The organism is Clostridium culturomicium, from assembly GCF_000821305.1.
GTDB lineage: Bacteria > Bacillota > Clostridia > Clostridiales > Clostridiaceae > Clostridium_J > Clostridium_J culturomicium.
This window is the reverse complement of record NZ_CCXK01000017.1, coordinates 1703034-1721326: the sequence shown is the minus strand read 5'-3', so window position 1 is coordinate 1721326 and position 18293 is coordinate 1703034. Positions and strand designations below refer to the sequence as shown.

The following is an 18293-nucleotide window of genomic DNA, read 5'->3' as shown; positions in this document are numbered from 1 at the left end:
GAGATTTGATTTACCAGGTTACAAAATTAGATATCGTGCAATGTGCAATGGTTGTTGGTTAGATTGGGTTGAGAATGGAAATTCATATATGGAAGGTCACAATGGGTATGCAGGATTAGGAGATGGAACACCTATAACTGCAATAGAATGTGAAATTGTGACTAGATAATTAAAAGGCTAGTGGGTTAATTCCTACTAGCCTTTATTTTTTACATAAAAAAGACACTCCGAAGAGTGCCCACCGATAATGCATTTTAATTATAGCTTATTTAATTAAAACTGGCAACAGATTAAGCAGCATAAAGAAAGACATAAATCCAAGCAGAGCTCCAATTAAAACAACACTTCTAGTAAAAGCTTTAAGAATTATTTCTAACATTAAATCACCTCAACTAATTAATAGACAATAAAAGGAAAATTTATACAACTGTAGAATAGAATGTAGTGAGGTGGTGTATTTATGGCTAAAAAAGTTGGTATTAGCTTTAAAGATAATGAACTAGAAACAAAATTATATGAGTTTTTAAAAGAAAAAGCTCAATTGCTTGGAGAAAGCACATACATTAAGCAACTTTTATTAGAAAAGATGCAAGATGAAGAGACTACTCGAAAGAAGTAGTCTTATTTTTTTATAAAAATTTCTTCCAACAGGAAACTTTTTCTTCCAACTTGCATACATATGTAGTAAAGAATAAGAAATGGGAGGAAAGTATGGTAAATAAGATTACAGTTTCATTCAAAAATACTACAAAGGACATGAAGTTGTTCACTAAGGTAAATGTTCAGGAGGAAAAATCAGATTTTATTAAAAAGGCTTTAGAATATTACATTAAGCATTTAGATAAGGTGGGAAAGAAATGTTCGGAATAGATATTGCCTTATGGAATTTAATTTATGGTTCTTGCAAGACCTTAGGTACTATTTTGGGTACTGGAGCATTAGGTGGAGCTGGTATGTATGCTTTAATAATAACTTATGGTGTTCAGCTTGTTGTTTGCAAGAAAAAGGGGGATAAGAAGTAATGATTACTGAATTTGCTATAGCTACTGCAGGAGTTGCACTTTGGAGAAACATGGATAAGATTAATATTCATAAAAAGTGGAATGAAATAACTTATTCCAAAAGTGAGTTTACCAATAGGTTAGAAAAGACTCTTAAGATATGGAAAATTAGAAGAACATCATATGGTTACGACTTGATTATAGAATTACCTTATGGATATACTTTTGAAAATCTTCAAAAAGACTTAGATATATTTAAGGAGGGTTTGCAATTCCAGTCTATGCAATTAGAGCAAAATAACAATATAGTTATTATGCACTGCGTTAAGAATTACAGCTTTAAAGACTATGAACCTATAAAACTACCAGGTAACAAAATTCTTATTGCTGATGGATTAATAGAGCCTATCATAATTGATATGAACTCATTCCCTCATGTCTTGATTGGAGGGGATACAGGAACAGGTAAGAGTAGAATACTATTACTTATACTTACTAATCTTATAAAGTATTGTGGCTATATAGATCTATACTTGCTACAGATAAGAAAGAATGACTTAGGAGTATTCCAAAATTGTGCTCAGGTTAAGGTTAATTCAAAAACTTTGGAGGAAGTACTAACAGCTCTAGAAAATATAAATAGGGAGTGTAAGAAGAGGGAGAAACTGATAGATAACACCAAAGGTTATTATTCTATAGCAGATTATAATAAAGCTAATGAAAATAAACTTAAATATATTTATGTTGTTGTTGAGGAATTTAGCTTTTTAAACATAGCTAGAGGAGACACTAAAGAAGAGAAACAACTCAAGAACCAATGTCTTAAGCATCTTAAAATGATTGTTAATGTAGGAAGGAGTAGTGGAGTATTTCTTATTACTGCATTGCAAAAACCTACGTCTGATTCTATACCATCGGACATAAAGGCTCAATTATGCACTAGGATAAGTTTAAAAATTAAAGATGGTGGAGCTGCTAAAGTTATTCTTGGTAATGAAAATAACACCAAATTAGGAGAACGTGAAGTTATAGTGAGGACATTAGATGAAGCCAAGGGATATAGTTATACAATTAACCATGAAATGATTATGGATAGTATTAAAAATAGGATTATAGAAAAGAAGGAACCAGAGAAAAAACAGTACGAAGTTGAAACGGATGTAAGCAAGTTACTGGAGCTCTTAAATGAAATTAACAGATAGGGATGTTAATATTATAAATTTTATTACTGAGAATACTGGAGCAACAATTGAACAGTTACACGAGTTATTTTTCCCAAGCTATAACATGGCAGCTAAAAGGCTTAAAATACTTTCAGACAATAACTATCTTAAGGAGTCTATACACCCAACCTTAGGTAAAAAGGTATATTATATTAAAAAGATACCCTCTTATCATACATTGGTTATTACAGAGGTCCTAGTGGCACTTAAGGACAATGTAGCATATATGAAAAGAGAGTATGAAATAAAAAAACTTTTTGTAGACTGTATATTTATATTGAAAAATGGCAATATTATAACTGTAGAGGTTGATATATTTAATCGAACTAAAGAAAGTAAATTAATAACTATCTATAATGAACTTGCCAAGACTAATGCAAATATTACCATGTTGGTAGTGAGTAAGCATGAGAGGAGGCAGGGAGTGGCGGAGAAGAGGATAGGACGAATAAAGAATATAAAAATAGATGAAATAAAAAAGGTACTGAGTACATGTACGAAAGTACCTTGTATCATGAAATAGATTGAATGATAAACATAAGTCGTATAGCCAACTAAAGCCATTTTACCTATCAAATTCGTTTGATAGGTTTTTTTATATAGTTTTTGATATAGTAAGTTCAGAAAAATTCGGAATTAGAAGAAGAAATATTACCAACAAAGGAGGAACTATTATGATGAAGCGAACACATATTGCTATAGGATTAGCTGCAACAATTCCGATAATAAGAAACAATCCAACAGGACTTTGGGGAATATTAGGAGCTACAACACCAGATCTAGATTATTTATTTGGAGTGAAACACAGAACTATAACACATTCTTTATTATCCCTTGTGGTAAGTGCATTTACATTTTCATTGGTTAATAGATGGATAGGTTTAGTGTGGTTCATAAGTTATGGATTACATTTAGTTGCAGATAGCTTTACAGTTATGGGAGTTCCATTTCTTTATCCATGGGATAAGAAAAAGTATGGAGCTAAGAAAATAAAAACTAGAAGTGCAGAAGATTGGTTTATACAAATGCTTGCTATGATGTTTATTGTGTATGTATATTTGTTGAAATAAAGTTAATATATATGTAAAATATAAAGTGATAAACATTAAGGGGGTAATATACCATGGGATTATTTTCAAAAGGACAAGAAGCAGTAGCAGATAATATATATGCTACAAGTGTTAAACCAAATTTAAAGAAAGATGGATTTACGCATGTAGTTATGGTAAATAGTTTTTCAAAATGGCTTAATCAGAATTTCCAATGTGAGGATAAGTATACAAAACAAATAGATACTATATTAACTTCTATGCAGCAAGATGGATTTGAAATTATTGATGTGAAGTTTAATTCTATACAAGGACAAGGCTTAACTGGTCAGATGGAAGGCTTTCATACACTAATAACATATAGATAATATCAAAAAGAGACTAGCTAATTTAAGCTAGTCTTTATTTATATGCTTTTTATAAGTATTAATACAATCAATTAGATAAGATTCCAGATTAGGGTCCTGTTTATAATTTTGTTTTATATTTGTAGTACCAACTAAATAATCTATCGAAACATTAAAATACTCTGAAAGTTTAATTAAAGCAGGGATATCAGGTTCATTTATTTCTGTTTCCCAGGCAGATATAGCTTGTCTGGAAAGATTTAATATATCACTTAGTTCATCTTGAGTTAATCTCTTTTCAATTCGCAACTCTTTAATTCTAAATCCATACATAATAACACCTCAAGGTATATTTTACCAAATATAAAGCATTTGTCATTAAAAGCAATAAAATATATAATTATAACATACAATGCCATAAAACATGGCGTTGTTCGCTTGATAAGCAAACACCAGTTTGCTAAAATATAATTAAATAGGCTTCAGGGGATGATGTGGTGATTATTTTGAGTATTAAAAATAGCAATGGAAAAAGAAAAGTAATTGTATCAATTAAGAAGGAAATAAAGAAAAGTAAAAATGGAAAAAGGATGTGAGTTAAGTCTCATATCCTTTTTTATATTCATATATAAATTCATCGAGCAAAGTACATACTTTTGATTTGGAAAATCTACCTCTTTTGCAATCTGATATTGCACCAGGATATAAACCAATAATTTTATCAATATCTTCAGTATTTTTATAACCACAAAATGCTTTTATAGCAATTATTTTATCTTCAAGTGTATAAGTAGATAGATTAGAATAATTTAAATATATGTATGGATCTACTGCGAAATGTCTACAATACAGATGGTAATAATAGTAAGAAGATTCTTTTTCAGTAGATTCTATCGTCCTTAATGAATTTTCACTTACGCTCAAGCGCTTAGATAATTCCTTTAAAGTTACATTATTAAATAGTCTTAAATTTTTAATCAAAACACCTCTATGCGTGCTATTTTCAGCACTTATATCAGTGATAGCATAATCTATATAATAGGAAGAGATTTTTTTGCAATATTTCTGTGTTAGATTATGCACGTTTGTGCTTGCGGATATTTTGGCAGTAATACAAGAAGATGTACCTGTACTGATTATGAAGTTAAGAGGTATTTATCTAGATTTAATGGGCCTCTTTTAGACAGGATAGATATTTTTACTTCAGTTAATCCAGTTACTTATGAACAAATCAATGAAGAGAAAAGAGAAGAGTCCTCTGCTGTGATTAGAAGACGAATTGAAAAGGCAAGGAAAATACAAAAAGAGAGATTCTGCAATGAGGGAATTACAGATAATAGTCAGATGAACGGTAATCAGATAAGAAAGTTTTGCAAATTAAATAAAGAGTCAAGAAATATATTGAAATATGCTTATGAAGAGTACGGGCTAAGCACAAGAGTATATAATAGAATTTTAAAGGTTGCCAGAACTATAGCTGATTTACAAGAAAGTGATACTGTGGAAGTGTGCCATATTATAGAAGCACTTCAATATAGAAGATATGTTAGAGAAGAAATTATTTAAAGAGGTGTGATATATGAAAGAAAAATTAAGGCTATGGATTCAAAATAGTGAAGTAGGTATTTTAGATAAAAAATATGCGTATATTACACATGATTCTTTTGATGAATTTTATAATGAAGTTTTTTATAATAAAAATTCATGGATGAATTTAAAAGTTCGTGAAAAGTATAAGACTGCATATTTCAGAATGGAAGAGTTAGATCTGATTAGCTATATGAAGGAAAATCATATAGGGATGGTAACCTTTGATGAGGAATATTATCCAGCTGTGCTAAGAGATTTTAGAGATTGTCCATTTGGGGTATTTTACAGGGGCGATATCTCAATAATTAATAGTAAAAAAAACTTAAGTGTTGTTGGTTCTAGAAGGTGCACAAGATATGGAATTGATGCTACAGAACATATTATAAAACAGTTGAAGGGTTACGATTTAAATATAATAAGTGGAATGGCAAGGGGAATAGATAGTGTTGCACATGTGAGCGCAATGAAAAATGGGTTAAAGACAATAGCGGTGCTGGGAAGTGGAATTGATGTTGTATATCCTAAGGAAAATAAAAAATTATATGATGAAATTATAAGTGAAGGTGGTTGTGTAATTAGTGAATTTTCATTGGGAACAAGTCCTATCAGTAGTAACTTTCCTATTAGAAATAGAATAATAAGTGGCCTTGGAGATGGTCTTTTGGTAATTGAAGGAGGTGAGAAAAGTGGAACTTTAATTACTGTGGGGACAGCTTTATCACAAGGAAAAAGTATAGTAGTTGTTCCAGGAAGTATTTTTTCACTTGAGAGCAGAGGAACTAATAGGTTAATTTCTGAAGGAGCAACACTTTATATGGGAATTAATGATATTTTAGATTTATTGAATATTTCTGCCATTAGTATAAATAATAATAAAGAAATGTTTAGTGAAAACAAGCAGAAAAATAAACTTGAAGGTATAATTGATGATAATCCTATACATATTGATAATATAATTAAGTTAACTGATATTGACATTAATCAATTATATAAGTTATTATTTGAGTTGCAAGCAAAGAAGGAGATTTTATGTTTAAGTGGAAACTTTTATGTTAGGATTAATGGAAAGAAGAACACAGTATAAAATTTCATGCTGAAGAACTGTAAATGGGTTTTGAAGAAAAATCCATTGAGAATGGAATTGATTTTAAATGAAAATCAAAAATTAATTTCTATAAACAGTATTAAATCAATTTGGGATAAATGATTTAAAGCGATAAATATTAATTGAAATTTTAAATTATTCAACAAGCTATAATGGAGGGGTAATAATGGGGCAACGATTAGTTATAGTTGAGTCACCAGCTAAAGCTAAAACAATTAAAAAATATTTAGGTAAGAATTATGTGGTAGAAGCATCAATGGGACATATAAGAGATCTGCCTAAAAGTCAACTAGGCGTAGATATAGAAAATAACTATGAACCTAAATATATAACTATCAGAGGAAAAGGCGAACTTTTAGATAAAATAAAGAAACAAGCGAAAAAAAGTGAAAAAGTTTATCTGGCAACGGACCCTGATAGAGAAGGAGAAGCTATTTCATGGCATTTAGCTAAGATTTTGAAGATAGATACCAATGAGGAATGCAGAATTGAATTTAATGAAATTACGAAGACTGCAGTAAAGAATGCACTTAAGTCTCCAAGAAAAGTTAATGAAAATGTATTTGATGCACAGCAGGCTAGAAGAGTTCTCGATAGATTGGTTGGATATGAAATAAGTCCTATACTTTGGAGAAAAGTTAAGTGGGGCTTAAGTGCAGGAAGAGTTCAATCAGTTGCTCTAAGGATTATTTGCGATAGAGAAAAGGAAGTTCAAGAATTTGTTCCTGAAGAATATTGGACTGTTGAGGTGAAAGTCTCAAAGGTTGGAGAAACAAGAGGTTTTATTATAAAACTTCATAGCAATAATGGTAAAAAAATTGTTATAAACAATGAAGAAGAAGCTAATACTATAATAAAAGCTATAAGTAATGGTGAGTTTATTGTTAAGGATGTAAAAGAAACTACCAAAGTGAAAAATCCTTTACCACCATTTACAACAAGTACACTTCAACAAGATGCCTATAGAAAAATAAATTTTTCAACAAAAAAGACAATGGCAACTGCTCAGCAGCTTTATGAAGGAGTAGAAGTTAAGGGTCATGGTACAGTTGGTCTTATAACTTATATGAGAACAGACTCAGTTAGAATTTCTGATGAAGCTCAAGATGCAGCAATAGAGTTTATCAAATCTACCTACGGAGATGAATATGCTCCAAAAACTAAGAAGGTGTATAAAGGGAAGAAAGGTTCTCAAGATGCGCACGAAGCTGTAAGACCTAGTAATGTAGGAATTACACCACAAGTAGCAAAAGAATCTTTAACCAGTGATCAATATAAACTATATACATTAATTTGGAATAGGTTTGTAGCTAGTCAAATGGAATCAGCTTTAATAGATTCCACATCAATAAATATAGAAAATGGTAGTTATGGTTTTAAGGCTTCAGGATATAAAGTAAAATTTGAAGGCTTTATGAAGGTTTATGAAACAGACAATGAAGATGAAGATGAAAATACAAAACTTCCAAGTCTTCAAAGTGGTGAAGTTTTAAAAACTAGAGATATGAATGGAAAACAACATTTCACTCAACCACCAGCAAGATTCTCAGAGGCTTCATTGGTTAAAACTTTAGAAGAAAATGGAATTGGAAGACCTAGTACTTATGCTCCAACTATATCAACACTTTTAGGAAGACAATATATCGAACGAGATAAGAAGGTTTTATTACCAACAGAACTTGGATTTATTGTTAACAACATTATGAGTGAATATTTTAAACAGATTGTTGATGTAGAGTTTACTGCTGATGTGGAAAATAAATTAGACAGTGTTGAAGAAGGCCAGGCTGAATGGAAAAAGGTTGTGAATGAATTCTTTGTACCTTTAAGAGTTGCGATTGATATTGCTGAAAAGGAAATCGCTAAGGTTACAATTGAAGATAAGGTATCAGATATTCCATGTGATAAATGTGGAAGAATGATGGTTATTAAAAAAGGAAGATTTGGTGATTTCTTAGCATGTCCAGGTTACCCAGAGTGTAAAAATACAAAAACTATGGCTAGAGAGTTAGAAGTAAAATGTCCTAAGTGTGGAGGAAAGATCCTAGAGAAAAGAAGTAAAAAGGGAAAAACTTTTTATGGCTGCGATAACTATCCAGCATGTGACTTTGTAAGCTGGCATGAACCTACAGAAAATAAATGTCCTGAATGCGGAAGTTTAATGGCTAAACGTTACAGCAAAGCAAAAGGTGATTATTTAGAATGTATTAATGCTGAATGCAAATATAAGGAAATATTGGAAAATAAGGAATAAGAATGAATTAATTGTAATTCTTTAAGTAAAAAGTGTTCTAAATCAAATATAATTTAAAAAAATACTGTAAACATGTCGAAAATACATAAAAAACATATTGATGTAATAAAATCTATATGTTATTATGATATAGGCATTACAACAATTTGAAAATTGAAAACTAAATAAATATTTTGAATTGTTTGAAGTTGACGAATAAATATTTGATGATATATTACCAAACAAAAGAATGAGGAGGAATGATGGTGTCACTATTAGAGAAAACTAGAAGATTAAATAAAATACTACAAAAATCAGGATCAGAACCAGTGGTATTTACTGATATATGCGAATTATTAAGTGATGTTTTAGAATGCAATGTATATGTAATCAGCAGAAAAGGAAAGGTGTTAGGATATAACCTTTCTTATGGTTTTGAATGTGAAAAGGTTAAGGTTCATGTTGAAGATAACAAAAGATTCCCTGATGACTACAATAACAGACTTTTAAATGTGGATGAAACTAGAGCTAATGTTGCTTCAAATGGTTTCTGCGTATTTGGAGATGAAGAGTGTGATTTCAAAGAAATGAAAACTACTATAGTTCCAATAAACGGAAACAGAGAAAGATTAGGAACATTACTTATATCAAGATTTGGTAAAGAGTTTACAGAAGAAGATTTAGTAATTGCAGAGTACAGTGGAACAATTGTTGGAATGGAAATGTTAAGAGCTAAAACAGATGAAATCGAAGAAGAAGCAAGAAAGAAAGCGATAGTTCAATTAGCTATTGGAACTTTATCTTATTCAGAACTTGAAGCAGTAGAGCACATCTTTAATGAACTAGATGGAAACGAAGGTTTATTAGTTGCTTCTAAAATAGCTGATAAGGTTGGAATAACAAGATCAGTTATAGTAAATGCTTTAAGAAAATTCGAGAGTGCTGGAGTTATAGAGTCAAGATCTCTAGGAATGAAAGGTACTCACATAAAAATCCTTAACGAGAAGTTAATGGATGAATTGAATAAGCTTAAATAGTAAACATTAAATACAATAAAATAAAAATCCTAGGAGTAGGATTTTTATTTTATTGTTCAATATATTTGGTCATATATCAATAGAAAAAATTCTAATATTTATCATAATTATCAAATGCAAAATAAATTGAGGGGGAATCCTTCATTTATCAAATAAAAGAACCTAAGCATTTATACACAAAAAATTATTGAATAGTAAATTTGAATGTGATATAATGCATAGGGTAAGAAAATACGCACACTACTTAAGTTATTAAAGGGTGCCAATTTGGTCTTTAATAAGAATGAGAGTAGTGGAGGAAAAACCAGGAGGGAAATAATAATGGCAGTAATATCAATGAAACAATTATTAGAAGCTGGTGTTCACTTTGGACATCAAACAAGAAGATGGAACCCTAAAATGGCTCCTTATATCTTCACTGAGAGAAACGGAATCTACATCATCGACTTACAAAAAACAGTTAAGAAAATTGATGAAGCTTACGATTTCATAAAATCAGTTGCAGAAGAAGGAAAAGACATATTATTTGTTGGAACTAAAAAGCAAGCTCAAGAAGCTATCCAAGAGGAAGCTGTAAGATCAAGCATGCACTTCGTAAACAACAGATGGTTAGGTGGAATGTTAACTAACTTCAGAACTATCAAAACTAGAATCGGTAGATTAGAAGCTTTAGATAAAATGGAGGAAGATGGAACATTCGAAGTTCTTCCAAAGAAAGAAGTTATAAACCTAAGAAATGAAAGAGAAAAACTAGAAAAGAACCTAGGCGGAATCAGAAACATGGACGCTAGCAAAATAGGAGCTTTATTCGTAGTTGATCCAAGAAAAGAAAAGAATGCTATATTAGAAGCTAAAAACTTAGGAATTCCAGTTATAGCTATAGTTGATACAAACTGTGATCCAGATGACGTTGATTACGTAATCCCAGGAAACGATGATGCTATAAGAGCTGTAAAATTAATAACTGAAAGATTAGCTGATGCTATAATCGAAGCTAGACAAGGCGAAGAAGTAGCTGAGTAATAAATATCTTTTAACATAATTTCAATAATGGCCTCATCTATGATTGTAAGGCAGATGAAATTTCAAAGGTAGATGAGAGAGAAATCTTTCATTTACCTTTTTGTTAGGAAATTAAAGGAGGAATAAGAATGATAACAGCAGCAATGGTAAAAGAATTAAGAGAAAGAACAGGTTCAGGAATGATGGACTGTAAGAAAGCTCTTAACGAAACAAACGGAGATATGGATAAAGCTATCGAAGTTTTAAGAGAAAAAGGACTTGCAGCAGCAACTAAAAAAGCTGGTAGAATAGCAGCAGAAGGTGTAGTAGTAACTTACATATCTGAAGACATGAAAACAGGTGCTGTAGTAGAAGTTAACTGTGAAACAGACTTCGTTGCAGCTAATGAAGATTTCAAAGCTTTAGCTGACAATGTAGCTAAAATGGTAGTAGCTTCTGAGTTTACAACTGTAGAAGAATTATTAGCAGCAAAATATGTTGGAGACGAAAGCATGACTCTTCAAGAGGCAGTTACAGCTTTAATTGCAAAATTAGGTGAAAACATGTCAGTAAGAAGATTTGAGAAATTTGTTGCAGACAACGGAATCGTTCAAAGCTACATCCACGGTGGTGGAAAAATCGGAGTTTTAGTTCAATTATCATGCGAAAAGCAAGATGACGTTCTTAAAACTGTAGCTAAAGACGTAGCTATGCAAGTAGCTGCAGCTAACCCGTTATTCTTAAACAGAGATCAAGTTGATAGCGAGTCTTTAGAAAAAGAAAAAGAAATATACAGAGTTCAAGCTCTTAACGAAGGAAAACCAGAAAACATCGTTGAGAAAATGGTTATGGGAAGAATCAGCAAATACTACAAAGAAGTTTGCTTAGTTGATCAAGTTTGGGTTAAAAACGGAGATTACACTATAGCTAAATATGTTGCTGAAGAAGGAAAGAAAATCGGAGCAGCAGTAGAGGTTGTTAGATTTGCTAGATTCGAAAGAGGCGAAGGTATCGAGAAGAAAGAAGAAAACTTTGCTGAAGAAGTTCAAAGACAAGTTTCTGGAAAATAATACAATATAATAAAAGAGAACCTAGGTTCTCTTTTTTTTAGAAATTTATAAATATATAGGGTTATTTTTACTATAACAAAGGAATAATTTATATAGGTCAAGGTTTGTTTAATTGGCGTATGTTTAAAATATAACGGTGGCGTATATTTGAATGCATATTATGGTGTAAATATATAAAGTTGGAGGTATAATATAAATATGGAAACTGCAAAATATAAAAGAGTCATGCTTAAACTTTCTGGAGAAGCATTAGCAGCTGAAAAAGGATATGGTATTGATTTCGATACAGCTAATACTATTGCATTACAAATTAAAAAACTTGTTGATATGGGAATTGAAGTAGGTGCAGTTGTTGGCGGCGGAAACATATGGAGAGGCAGAAGCGGTGAAGGTATGGACAGAACAACTGCTGACTATATGGGAATGCTGGCTACATGCATAAATGCGTTAGCTCTTCAAGATTCATTAGAAGCAATAGGGGTTAACACTAGAGTTCAAACTGCTATAGAAATGAAAGAAATTGCTGAACCATATATCAGAAGAAGAGCAATGAGACATCTTGAAAAAGGAAGAGTTGTAATATTTGCAGCAGGAACAGGAAATCCATATTTCTCCACAGATACTACAGCAGCTTTAAGAGCAGCAGAAATAGAAGCAGAAGTTATTTTACTTGCTAAAAAGGTTGATGGAGTATATGACAAAGATCCTCACAAATTTGAGGATGCTGTTAAATTTGATAATTTATCTTATATAGAGGTTCTTGAAAAAGGATTACAAGTAATGGATTCTACTGCAACATCATTATGTATGGATAATGACATTCCAATATTGGTATTTGGATTAGATGAACCACATAATATAATAAGAGCAGTTAAAGGTGAAGAAATTGGTACATTAGTATCATCAAATATATGTAAATAAATGATGGAGGTTATTTTATGATTAAAGATATCATCAAAAATGCTGATGAAAAAATGAATAAAACTGTTTTAAGTTTACAGCATCAGTTATCAACATTAAAGGCTGGAAGAGCAAACCCAACTATGCTTGATAGAATTCAAGTTGAAGCGTATGGTTCAATGGTTCCAATAAATCAAGTTGGAAACGTATCTGCGCCAGAACCAAGAGTTATTTTAATACAGCCATGGGATAAAAGCACACTAAAGGCTATCGAAAAAGCAATTTTAAAATCAGACTTAGGAATAAATCCAAGTAGTGATGGTACAGTTATAAGACTTGTAGTTCCAGAATTAACAGAAGAAACTAGAAAAAATTTAGTTAAAAATGTTAAGAAATTTGGTGAGGATGCTAAAGTAGCTATAAGATCTATAAGACGTGATGCTAACGATAAATTAAAAGCTTTAAAGAAGAATAATGAAATCAGCGAAGATGAATGTAAAAAAGGTGAAGATACTATTCAAAAAGAAACTGATAAATTTATCAAAACTTTAGATCAAATGGTTGACTCAAAAGAAAAAGAGATAATGACAGTTTAATATTACATAAAACCTGCAAATATTGCAGGTTTTATTATTAGTTATTAAATTCTAGAGATTTATGCTATAATATGAAGGTATACAATGCTGTATATAGGTTAAACCAATGACATAAATGTTTAGATCGGAGAGGAAAACTTTGAAATTATTTAAATTCAAAAAAGAAGAAGAAAACATAGAATTAGATATGGAAAGAATACCAAAGCATATTGCTATAATTATGGATGGAAATGGCAGGTGGGCTAAGGCAAGAAAGCTGCCAAGAACCATGGGACATAGAGCAGGAATGAAAACAATTAAAACTATAGTAAGAGAAGCTGGAGAACTGGGTGTTGGGTACTTAACCCTATATGCTTTTTCAACAGAAAACTGGAAAAGACCAAGCGAAGAAGTTAGTGCATTAATGGATTTAGTTGTGGAATTTATTGATAAGGAATTGAATGAGCTACACGAAAATGGTGTTATTTTAAATAGTATTGGAGATATCAGTAAGCTTCCTGAAAAAGCAAGAAAATCTATTGAAGCAGCTAAAAGAAAGACTAAGAATAATAAAGGACTTACTTTAAATATTGCTTTAAATTATGGTGGCAGAGATGAGATTGTTAAAGGTGTTAAAGAAATAGCATCTTTAGTGTCAGAAGGAAAATTAAAAATAGAAGATATTAATGAAAAAGAAATTTCTAATCATCTATATACGAAAAATATGCCTGATCCAGATATGATTATAAGGCCAAGCGGAGAACTTAGACTTAGTAATTATCTGCTTTGGCAGAGTGCATATTCAGAATTCTGGTTTTCAAACATAAATTGGCCTGATTTTCAAGCAAAGGATTTAAGAAATGCTATTGCTGATTATCAAAAAAGAAATAGAAGATTTGGTGGAGTGTAATTTAAGAGGTGATTAAATGAATCAAAGATATATTGGGGCTTTAGTTTTAGTGCCTCTATTAGTATTTATATTATTGGGAGGATACTTTTTAAAATTATCTGTTCTATTTTTATCTTTAGGTGGAATGTATGAATTTTATAAGGTAACAAAGGTTAAAGGTTATAAGCCTATTGAAATCGTTGGATATATTTTGTGTATAGGTTATAACATATACATAAGTATTGGATTAGATGTGAAAATTGCAGTAGGAGTATTTTTATTAGTAGTTTTCCTTCTTATGATTGTTCCGGTGCTTAATACGGAAATAAACTTTATCGATATAGCACTTACGATACTTCCATGTTTTTATGTAGCTGTATTTTTTAGCTTTATTTTGTTAATAAGCATGATGAATAATGGAAAGTATTTATTATGGTTAATATTTATATCATCATGGTGCTGTGATACTTTAGCTTACTATTTCGGAAGAGCTTTTGGAAAACATAAACTTATACCAAAGGTAAGTCCGAAGAAAACTGTAGAGGGTTCACTTGGTGGACTTTTAGGAAGTGTAATTGGGTGTACTGTGTATGGATTTATAATTTCTAAATATGGAGTTAATATTGCTTTATACCATTATGTTATAATAGGAATCCTAGGTGGTATTTTTGGGCAATTTGGAGACTTGGTGGCATCTTCAATCAAGAGAAATGCAGGTGTTAAGGATTATTCAAATTTAATTCCGGGTCATGGTGGTATATTAGACAGGTTTGATAGTATTTTATTTGTAGCCGTTGTAGTATTCTACTATTTAAGTGTATTTATTGGATAAAATAAAAGAATTAGGGTGTTAATATTGAGAAGCTCAATATTAACACCTTTTTAATATTATATTTTTGTAATCTGAAGGGTTATGGGGTATAATTATGTATATATTTAACTATACAAGTTGGCTAAGAGTGAAGGAGAGATACAAGTGAAAAATATTAGTATACTTGGGGTTACTGGTTCCATAGGAACTCAAGCCTTAGACGTAATTAGGGATGCAGAAAATGAGGTAAGGCTAGTAGGGGTAACGGCTCACAGAAACTTTGAAAAGCTAGTGGATATAATAGAGGAATTTAAGCCAAAATATATTGGTGTAACGGATTCGGATTGCTTTGGAAAAGTTAAAGAGTATTGTGAAAAGGCCAATATGAACTGCGAACTTTATAGTGGTGAAGAAGCTTTAGAAAAAATTGCAACCTTAGAAGAGGTAGATACAGTACTTACTTCGGTGGTTGGAATAGCTGGATTAAAGCCTACAATTAAAGCTATAAGGGCGAAGAAGAATATTGCGTTAGCTAATAAAGAGACTTTAGTTGTCGCAGGCGATATAGTTATGTCGGAAGCAAAAGAAAATGGAGTTGAAATATTACCAGTTGACTCAGAGCATGGTGCCATATTTCAATGTTTACAAGGGAATGAAAGTAAAGATGTAAATAAAATTATTCTTACAGCTTCAGGTGGGCCTTTTAGAGGTAGGAAAAGAGATGAGTTAAAAACTATAACACCTAGTCAGGCATTAAAGCATCCAAAGTGGAATATGGGGAGAAAGATTTCTATAGATTCTTCTACTTTAGTAAATAAGGGATTAGAGGTTATTGAAGCTCATTTTTTATTTGGTGTAGATTACGAAAATATAGAAGTTATCGTTCATCCACAGAGTATTGTACACTCAATGGTTGAGTATGTAGATAACTCGATTATTGCACAACTTGGATCTACAGATATGAGGCTACCGATACAATATGCTTTATGTTATCCTGAGAGAAATAGAGCTGTAGCTCACTCCTTGAGTTTTAAGGAGGCGTCAACCCTTACATTTGAAGAACCAGATATGGATACATTCAGATGCTTAAAACTTGCTTATGAAGCTGGAAAGATGGGTGGAAACATGCCAGCAATATATAATGGAGCAAATGAGATTGCAGTTGAATTATTCTTGGATGAAAAAATCTCTTATCTTCAAATTGAAGAAATTATAGAGAGTTCAATGAAGGAATTCGAATTTGTAGAAAAACCTACTTTAGATCAAGTTTTAGACATAGATAGAAGAGTAAGAGAATATGTTTTAAAGAAATATGTAAAGTAGATTGGTTTTAAGGAAGGGGAGAATAGTATTGCAAAGTATAATTACGTTTATACCCTACGCAATAATGGCATTGCTTGCATTTAGTGTACTAATTATTGGACATGAGCTTGGACATTTTATAATGGCTAAGGTTAATGGAGTAAAGGTTCTGGAGTTTTCTTTAGGAATGGGACCTAAGCTTTTTTCTGTAAAAGGAAAAGAAACAGAGTATCTTATCAAAGCACTGCCAATAGGTGGATATGTTAAGATGTATGGAGAAGAGGATGATGTTCAGGTTGTAGACCCGAGAGCATTTTCAAATAAAACTTCATTTCAAAAGCTTACAATTGTAGCAGCTGGACCGATAATGAATTTGATAATGGCTGTTATATTCTTTGCATTGGTTGGTGGAATACGTGGTCATGCAACTAATGTAATAGATACAGTGGTGGCTGATTCACCTGCTATGGTGGCAGGACTTCAAACAGGAGATGTAATTCAAGAAGTTAATGGGAAAATGGTAACTACTTGGGAGGATTTCTTAAATGAAGTTATAGTTGGCGAAGACAATCAGATTAATATGAAAGTTAAAAGGGATGGAAGTGAATTGGTTTTCCAATTAACTCCGCAATATAATGCTCAGGAAGATAGATATTTGATAGGTGTGAGCAGTAAGTATGTTAAGCCTAATTTTGTTCAATCAATAAGCTATGGAGTAAATCAAACGGGTAGTACAATAAGGCAGACCTTTGGATTTTTTGGACAGTTATTTAAGGGGAAAGTGAAGGCAGATGATGTTGGAGGTCCTATAAGTATTATAAAGATTTCAGGAAGAGCGGCTCAGCAAGGTGTACTAACACTCCTATTCTTTATGTCATTTTTAAGTGTTCAATTAGCAGTGTTTAATATTATACCTTTCCCTGCCTTGGATGGAGGATGGATTTTCCTTCTTTTATTCCAGATTATAACTGGTAAGGAAGTAGATAAGGAAAAGGTTGCAACGGTAAACTATTATGGATTTTTAATATTAATGGGCTTGATGGCCTTTGTGTTAATAAAAGATATTGTTAATCCTATTAAGTTTTAGGAGGAAGTATGGAAAGAAGAAAAACAAGAAAAGTAAAGGTTGGAGATATCTATGTTGGTGGAGATGCTGATATAGCGGTTCAATCTATGACTAATACAGATACAAGAGACGTTGAAGCTACAGTAGAGCAGATTTTGAAGCTTGAAGCAGCTGGCTGTAATATAGTAAGATGTGCAGTGCCTGATATGGAAGCCGCAGAAGCAATAAAAGAAATAGTTTCAAGGGTAAATATACCTGTGGTGGCAGATATACATTTTGATTATAGATTAGCTCTTAAGGTTATAGAAAATGGAATATCTAAAATAAGAATCAATCCTGGTAATATAGGAAGTATGGAAAAGGTAGAAATAGTTGCAAAGGCAGCTAAGGAGAAGAATATTCCTATTAGAATAGGAGTTAATTCAGGTTCTTTAGAAAAGGAAATATTAGAAAAGTATGGCAGAGTATGCAGTGAAGCTTTAGCAGAAAGTGCATTAAATCATGTAAGAATACTAGAAGCTGTGGATTTTCATGATATAATAATATCTATAAAATCTTCTGATGTAATTCAAATGATAGAGGCATACAACCTAGTTTCTAAAGAGGTGGATTACCCACTACACCTCGGTGTAACTGAAGCAGGTACAATATGGAGAGGCTCTATTAAATCAAGTGTTGGCATTGGAGCTCTTTTGGCTCAAGGTATTGGAGATACCATTAGAGTATCTTTAACTGGAGATGTAACAGAGGAAGTGAAAGTTGGAAGAGAAATATTAAAATCTCTAGGACTTCTTAAAGATGGAATTCAGTTTGTGTCCTGCCCAACCTGTGGAAGAACTCAGATAAATCTTATTAAGATTGCTGAAGAGGCAGAAAAACGATTAGGGCATTTGGATAAAAATATAAAAGTGGCTATTATGGGCTGTGTTGTTAATGGACCAGGTGAAGCTAGAGAAGCTGACGTTGGCATAGCTGGTGGCAAAGGCCAAGGTATTATTTTTAGAAAAGGTCAGGTTGTAAAAACTGTTAAAGAAGATGAATTACTTGATGAACTTATCAAGGAGATAGAGAAACTATAGTTAGGAGGTACCAT

General features: G+C 31.7%; 22 protein-coding genes. 20 read left to right on the top strand and 2 right to left on the bottom strand.

All coding sequences use genetic code 11. The features are described from left to right. The first annotated feature begins 460 nt into the window (after nt 1-460). From BN1075_RS21840 to BN1075_RS20450, 7 genes are all read left to right on the top strand, one after another. The gene (locus BN1075_RS21840; protein WP_156132858.1) at nt 461-619 is read left to right on the top strand and encodes a hypothetical protein; all 159 of its coding nucleotides are present in this window, start codon (nt 461-463) and stop codon (nt 617-619) included. A gap of 92 nt (nt 620-711) precedes the next feature. Beyond that, nucleotides 712-870, top strand: a complete 159-nt coding sequence (locus BN1075_RS21835) for a hypothetical protein (protein ID WP_156132856.1) — start codon at nt 712-714, stop codon at nt 868-870. After that, a complete protein-coding gene (locus BN1075_RS21830; RefSeq protein ID WP_156132854.1) occupies nt 858-1022 on the top strand; it encodes a hypothetical protein in 165 nt (54 codons plus the stop codon). The genes BN1075_RS21835 and BN1075_RS21830 overlap by 13 nt, the downstream gene beginning before the upstream one ends. Next, a complete protein-coding gene (locus tag BN1075_RS20465) occupies nt 1022-2203 on the top strand; it encodes an FtsK/SpoIIIE domain-containing protein (protein ID WP_040195139.1) in 1182 nt (393 codons plus the stop codon). Before BN1075_RS21830 ends, BN1075_RS20465 begins: the two co-directional genes overlap by 1 nt. Beyond that, complete coding sequence (locus tag BN1075_RS20460) at nt 2187-2747, top strand: hypothetical protein (RefSeq protein ID WP_042387510.1); 561 nt, start codon at nt 2187-2189, stop codon at nt 2745-2747. Before BN1075_RS20465 ends, BN1075_RS20460 begins: the two co-directional genes overlap by 17 nt. Nucleotides 2748-2898: 151 nt before the next feature. Then, on the top strand, nt 2899-3294 hold the full coding sequence (locus BN1075_RS20455; protein WP_040195138.1) for a metal-dependent hydrolase: 396 nt from the start codon (nt 2899-2901) through the stop codon (nt 3292-3294). Between the two features lie 53 nt (nt 3295-3347). Then, nucleotides 3348-3641, top strand: a complete 294-nt coding sequence (locus BN1075_RS20450) for a hypothetical protein (protein ID WP_040195137.1) — start codon at nt 3348-3350, stop codon at nt 3639-3641. Between the two features lie 27 nt (nt 3642-3668). On the opposite strand, the gene BN1075_RS20445 is transcribed toward BN1075_RS20450, so the two are convergent. Then, nucleotides 3669-3953 (bottom strand): helix-turn-helix domain-containing protein, encoded by a 285-nt coding sequence (locus BN1075_RS20445; RefSeq protein WP_040195136.1) that lies wholly within the window; start codon nt 3951-3953, stop codon nt 3669-3671. 264 nt (nt 3954-4217) lie between these two features. Next, nucleotides 4218-4544 carry a hypothetical protein gene (locus BN1075_RS20440; RefSeq protein ID WP_197072356.1) on the bottom strand — a complete coding sequence of 109 codons (327 nt, stop codon included), beginning with the start codon at nt 4542-4544 and terminating at the stop codon, nt 4218-4220. A gap of 153 nt (nt 4545-4697) precedes the next feature. Between BN1075_RS20440 and BN1075_RS20435 the strand changes: the two genes are divergently transcribed. The 13 genes from BN1075_RS20435 to ispG all read left to right on the top strand — a co-directional run bounded on the left by BN1075_RS20435 (nt 4698) and on the right by ispG (nt 18279). Then, nucleotides 4698-5186 (top strand): magnesium chelatase subunit ChlI family protein, encoded by a 489-nt coding sequence (locus BN1075_RS20435; protein ID WP_040195134.1) that lies wholly within the window; start codon nt 4698-4700, stop codon nt 5184-5186. 13 nt (nt 5187-5199) lie between these two features. After that, a complete protein-coding gene (gene dprA / locus BN1075_RS20430; RefSeq protein ID WP_148315562.1) occupies nt 5200-6294 on the top strand; it encodes a DNA-processing protein DprA in 1095 nt (364 codons plus the stop codon). Nucleotides 6295-6481: 187 nt separating this feature from the next. After that, nucleotides 6482-8569 (top strand): type I DNA topoisomerase, encoded by a 2088-nt coding sequence (gene topA, locus BN1075_RS20425; RefSeq protein WP_040195133.1) that lies wholly within the window; start codon nt 6482-6484, stop codon nt 8567-8569. A 242-nt stretch (nt 8570-8811) separates the two neighbouring features. Further along, the gene (codY, locus tag BN1075_RS20420; RefSeq protein WP_040195132.1) at nt 8812-9585 is read left to right on the top strand and encodes a GTP-sensing pleiotropic transcriptional regulator CodY; all 774 of its coding nucleotides are present in this window, start codon (nt 8812-8814) and stop codon (nt 9583-9585) included. Between the two features lie 321 nt (nt 9586-9906). Further along, on the top strand, nt 9907-10608 hold the full coding sequence (rpsB, locus tag BN1075_RS20415; RefSeq protein ID WP_040195131.1) for a 30S ribosomal protein S2: 702 nt from the start codon (nt 9907-9909) through the stop codon (nt 10606-10608). 128 nt (nt 10609-10736) lie between these two features. Continuing rightward, entirely contained in the window at nt 10737-11657 is a 921-nt protein-coding gene (tsf, locus tag BN1075_RS20410; protein WP_040195130.1) for a translation elongation factor Ts, read from the top strand. Between the two features lie 198 nt (nt 11658-11855). Further along, nucleotides 11856-12578, top strand: coding sequence for a UMP kinase (gene pyrH, locus BN1075_RS20405; RefSeq protein WP_040195129.1), 723 nt, complete (start codon nt 11856-11858; stop codon nt 12576-12578). A 17-nt stretch (nt 12579-12595) separates the two neighbouring features. After that, a complete protein-coding gene (gene frr, locus BN1075_RS20400; protein WP_040195128.1) occupies nt 12596-13153 on the top strand; it encodes a ribosome recycling factor in 558 nt (185 codons plus the stop codon). A gap of 115 nt (nt 13154-13268) precedes the next feature. Further along, the gene (locus BN1075_RS20395; RefSeq protein ID WP_081911691.1) at nt 13269-14042 is read left to right on the top strand and encodes an isoprenyl transferase; all 774 of its coding nucleotides are present in this window, start codon (nt 13269-13271) and stop codon (nt 14040-14042) included. A gap of 16 nt (nt 14043-14058) precedes the next feature. Then, nucleotides 14059-14853 carry a phosphatidate cytidylyltransferase gene (locus tag BN1075_RS20390; RefSeq protein WP_040195126.1) on the top strand — a complete coding sequence of 265 codons (795 nt, stop codon included), beginning with the start codon at nt 14059-14061 and terminating at the stop codon, nt 14851-14853. 144 nt (nt 14854-14997) lie between these two features. Further along, entirely contained in the window at nt 14998-16155 is a 1158-nt protein-coding gene (locus BN1075_RS20385; RefSeq protein WP_040195125.1) for a 1-deoxy-D-xylulose-5-phosphate reductoisomerase, read from the top strand. Nucleotides 16156-16219: 64 nt separating this feature from the next. Beyond that, nucleotides 16220-17221, top strand: a complete 1002-nt coding sequence (gene rseP, locus BN1075_RS20380) for an RIP metalloprotease RseP (RefSeq protein WP_040195395.1) — start codon at nt 16220-16222, stop codon at nt 17219-17221. An 8-nt stretch (nt 17222-17229) separates the two neighbouring features. Next, entirely contained in the window at nt 17230-18279 is a 1050-nt protein-coding gene (ispG, locus tag BN1075_RS20375; RefSeq protein ID WP_040195124.1) for a flavodoxin-dependent (E)-4-hydroxy-3-methylbut-2-enyl-diphosphate synthase, read from the top strand. The last annotated feature ends 14 nt before the right edge of the window (nt 18280-18293 follow it).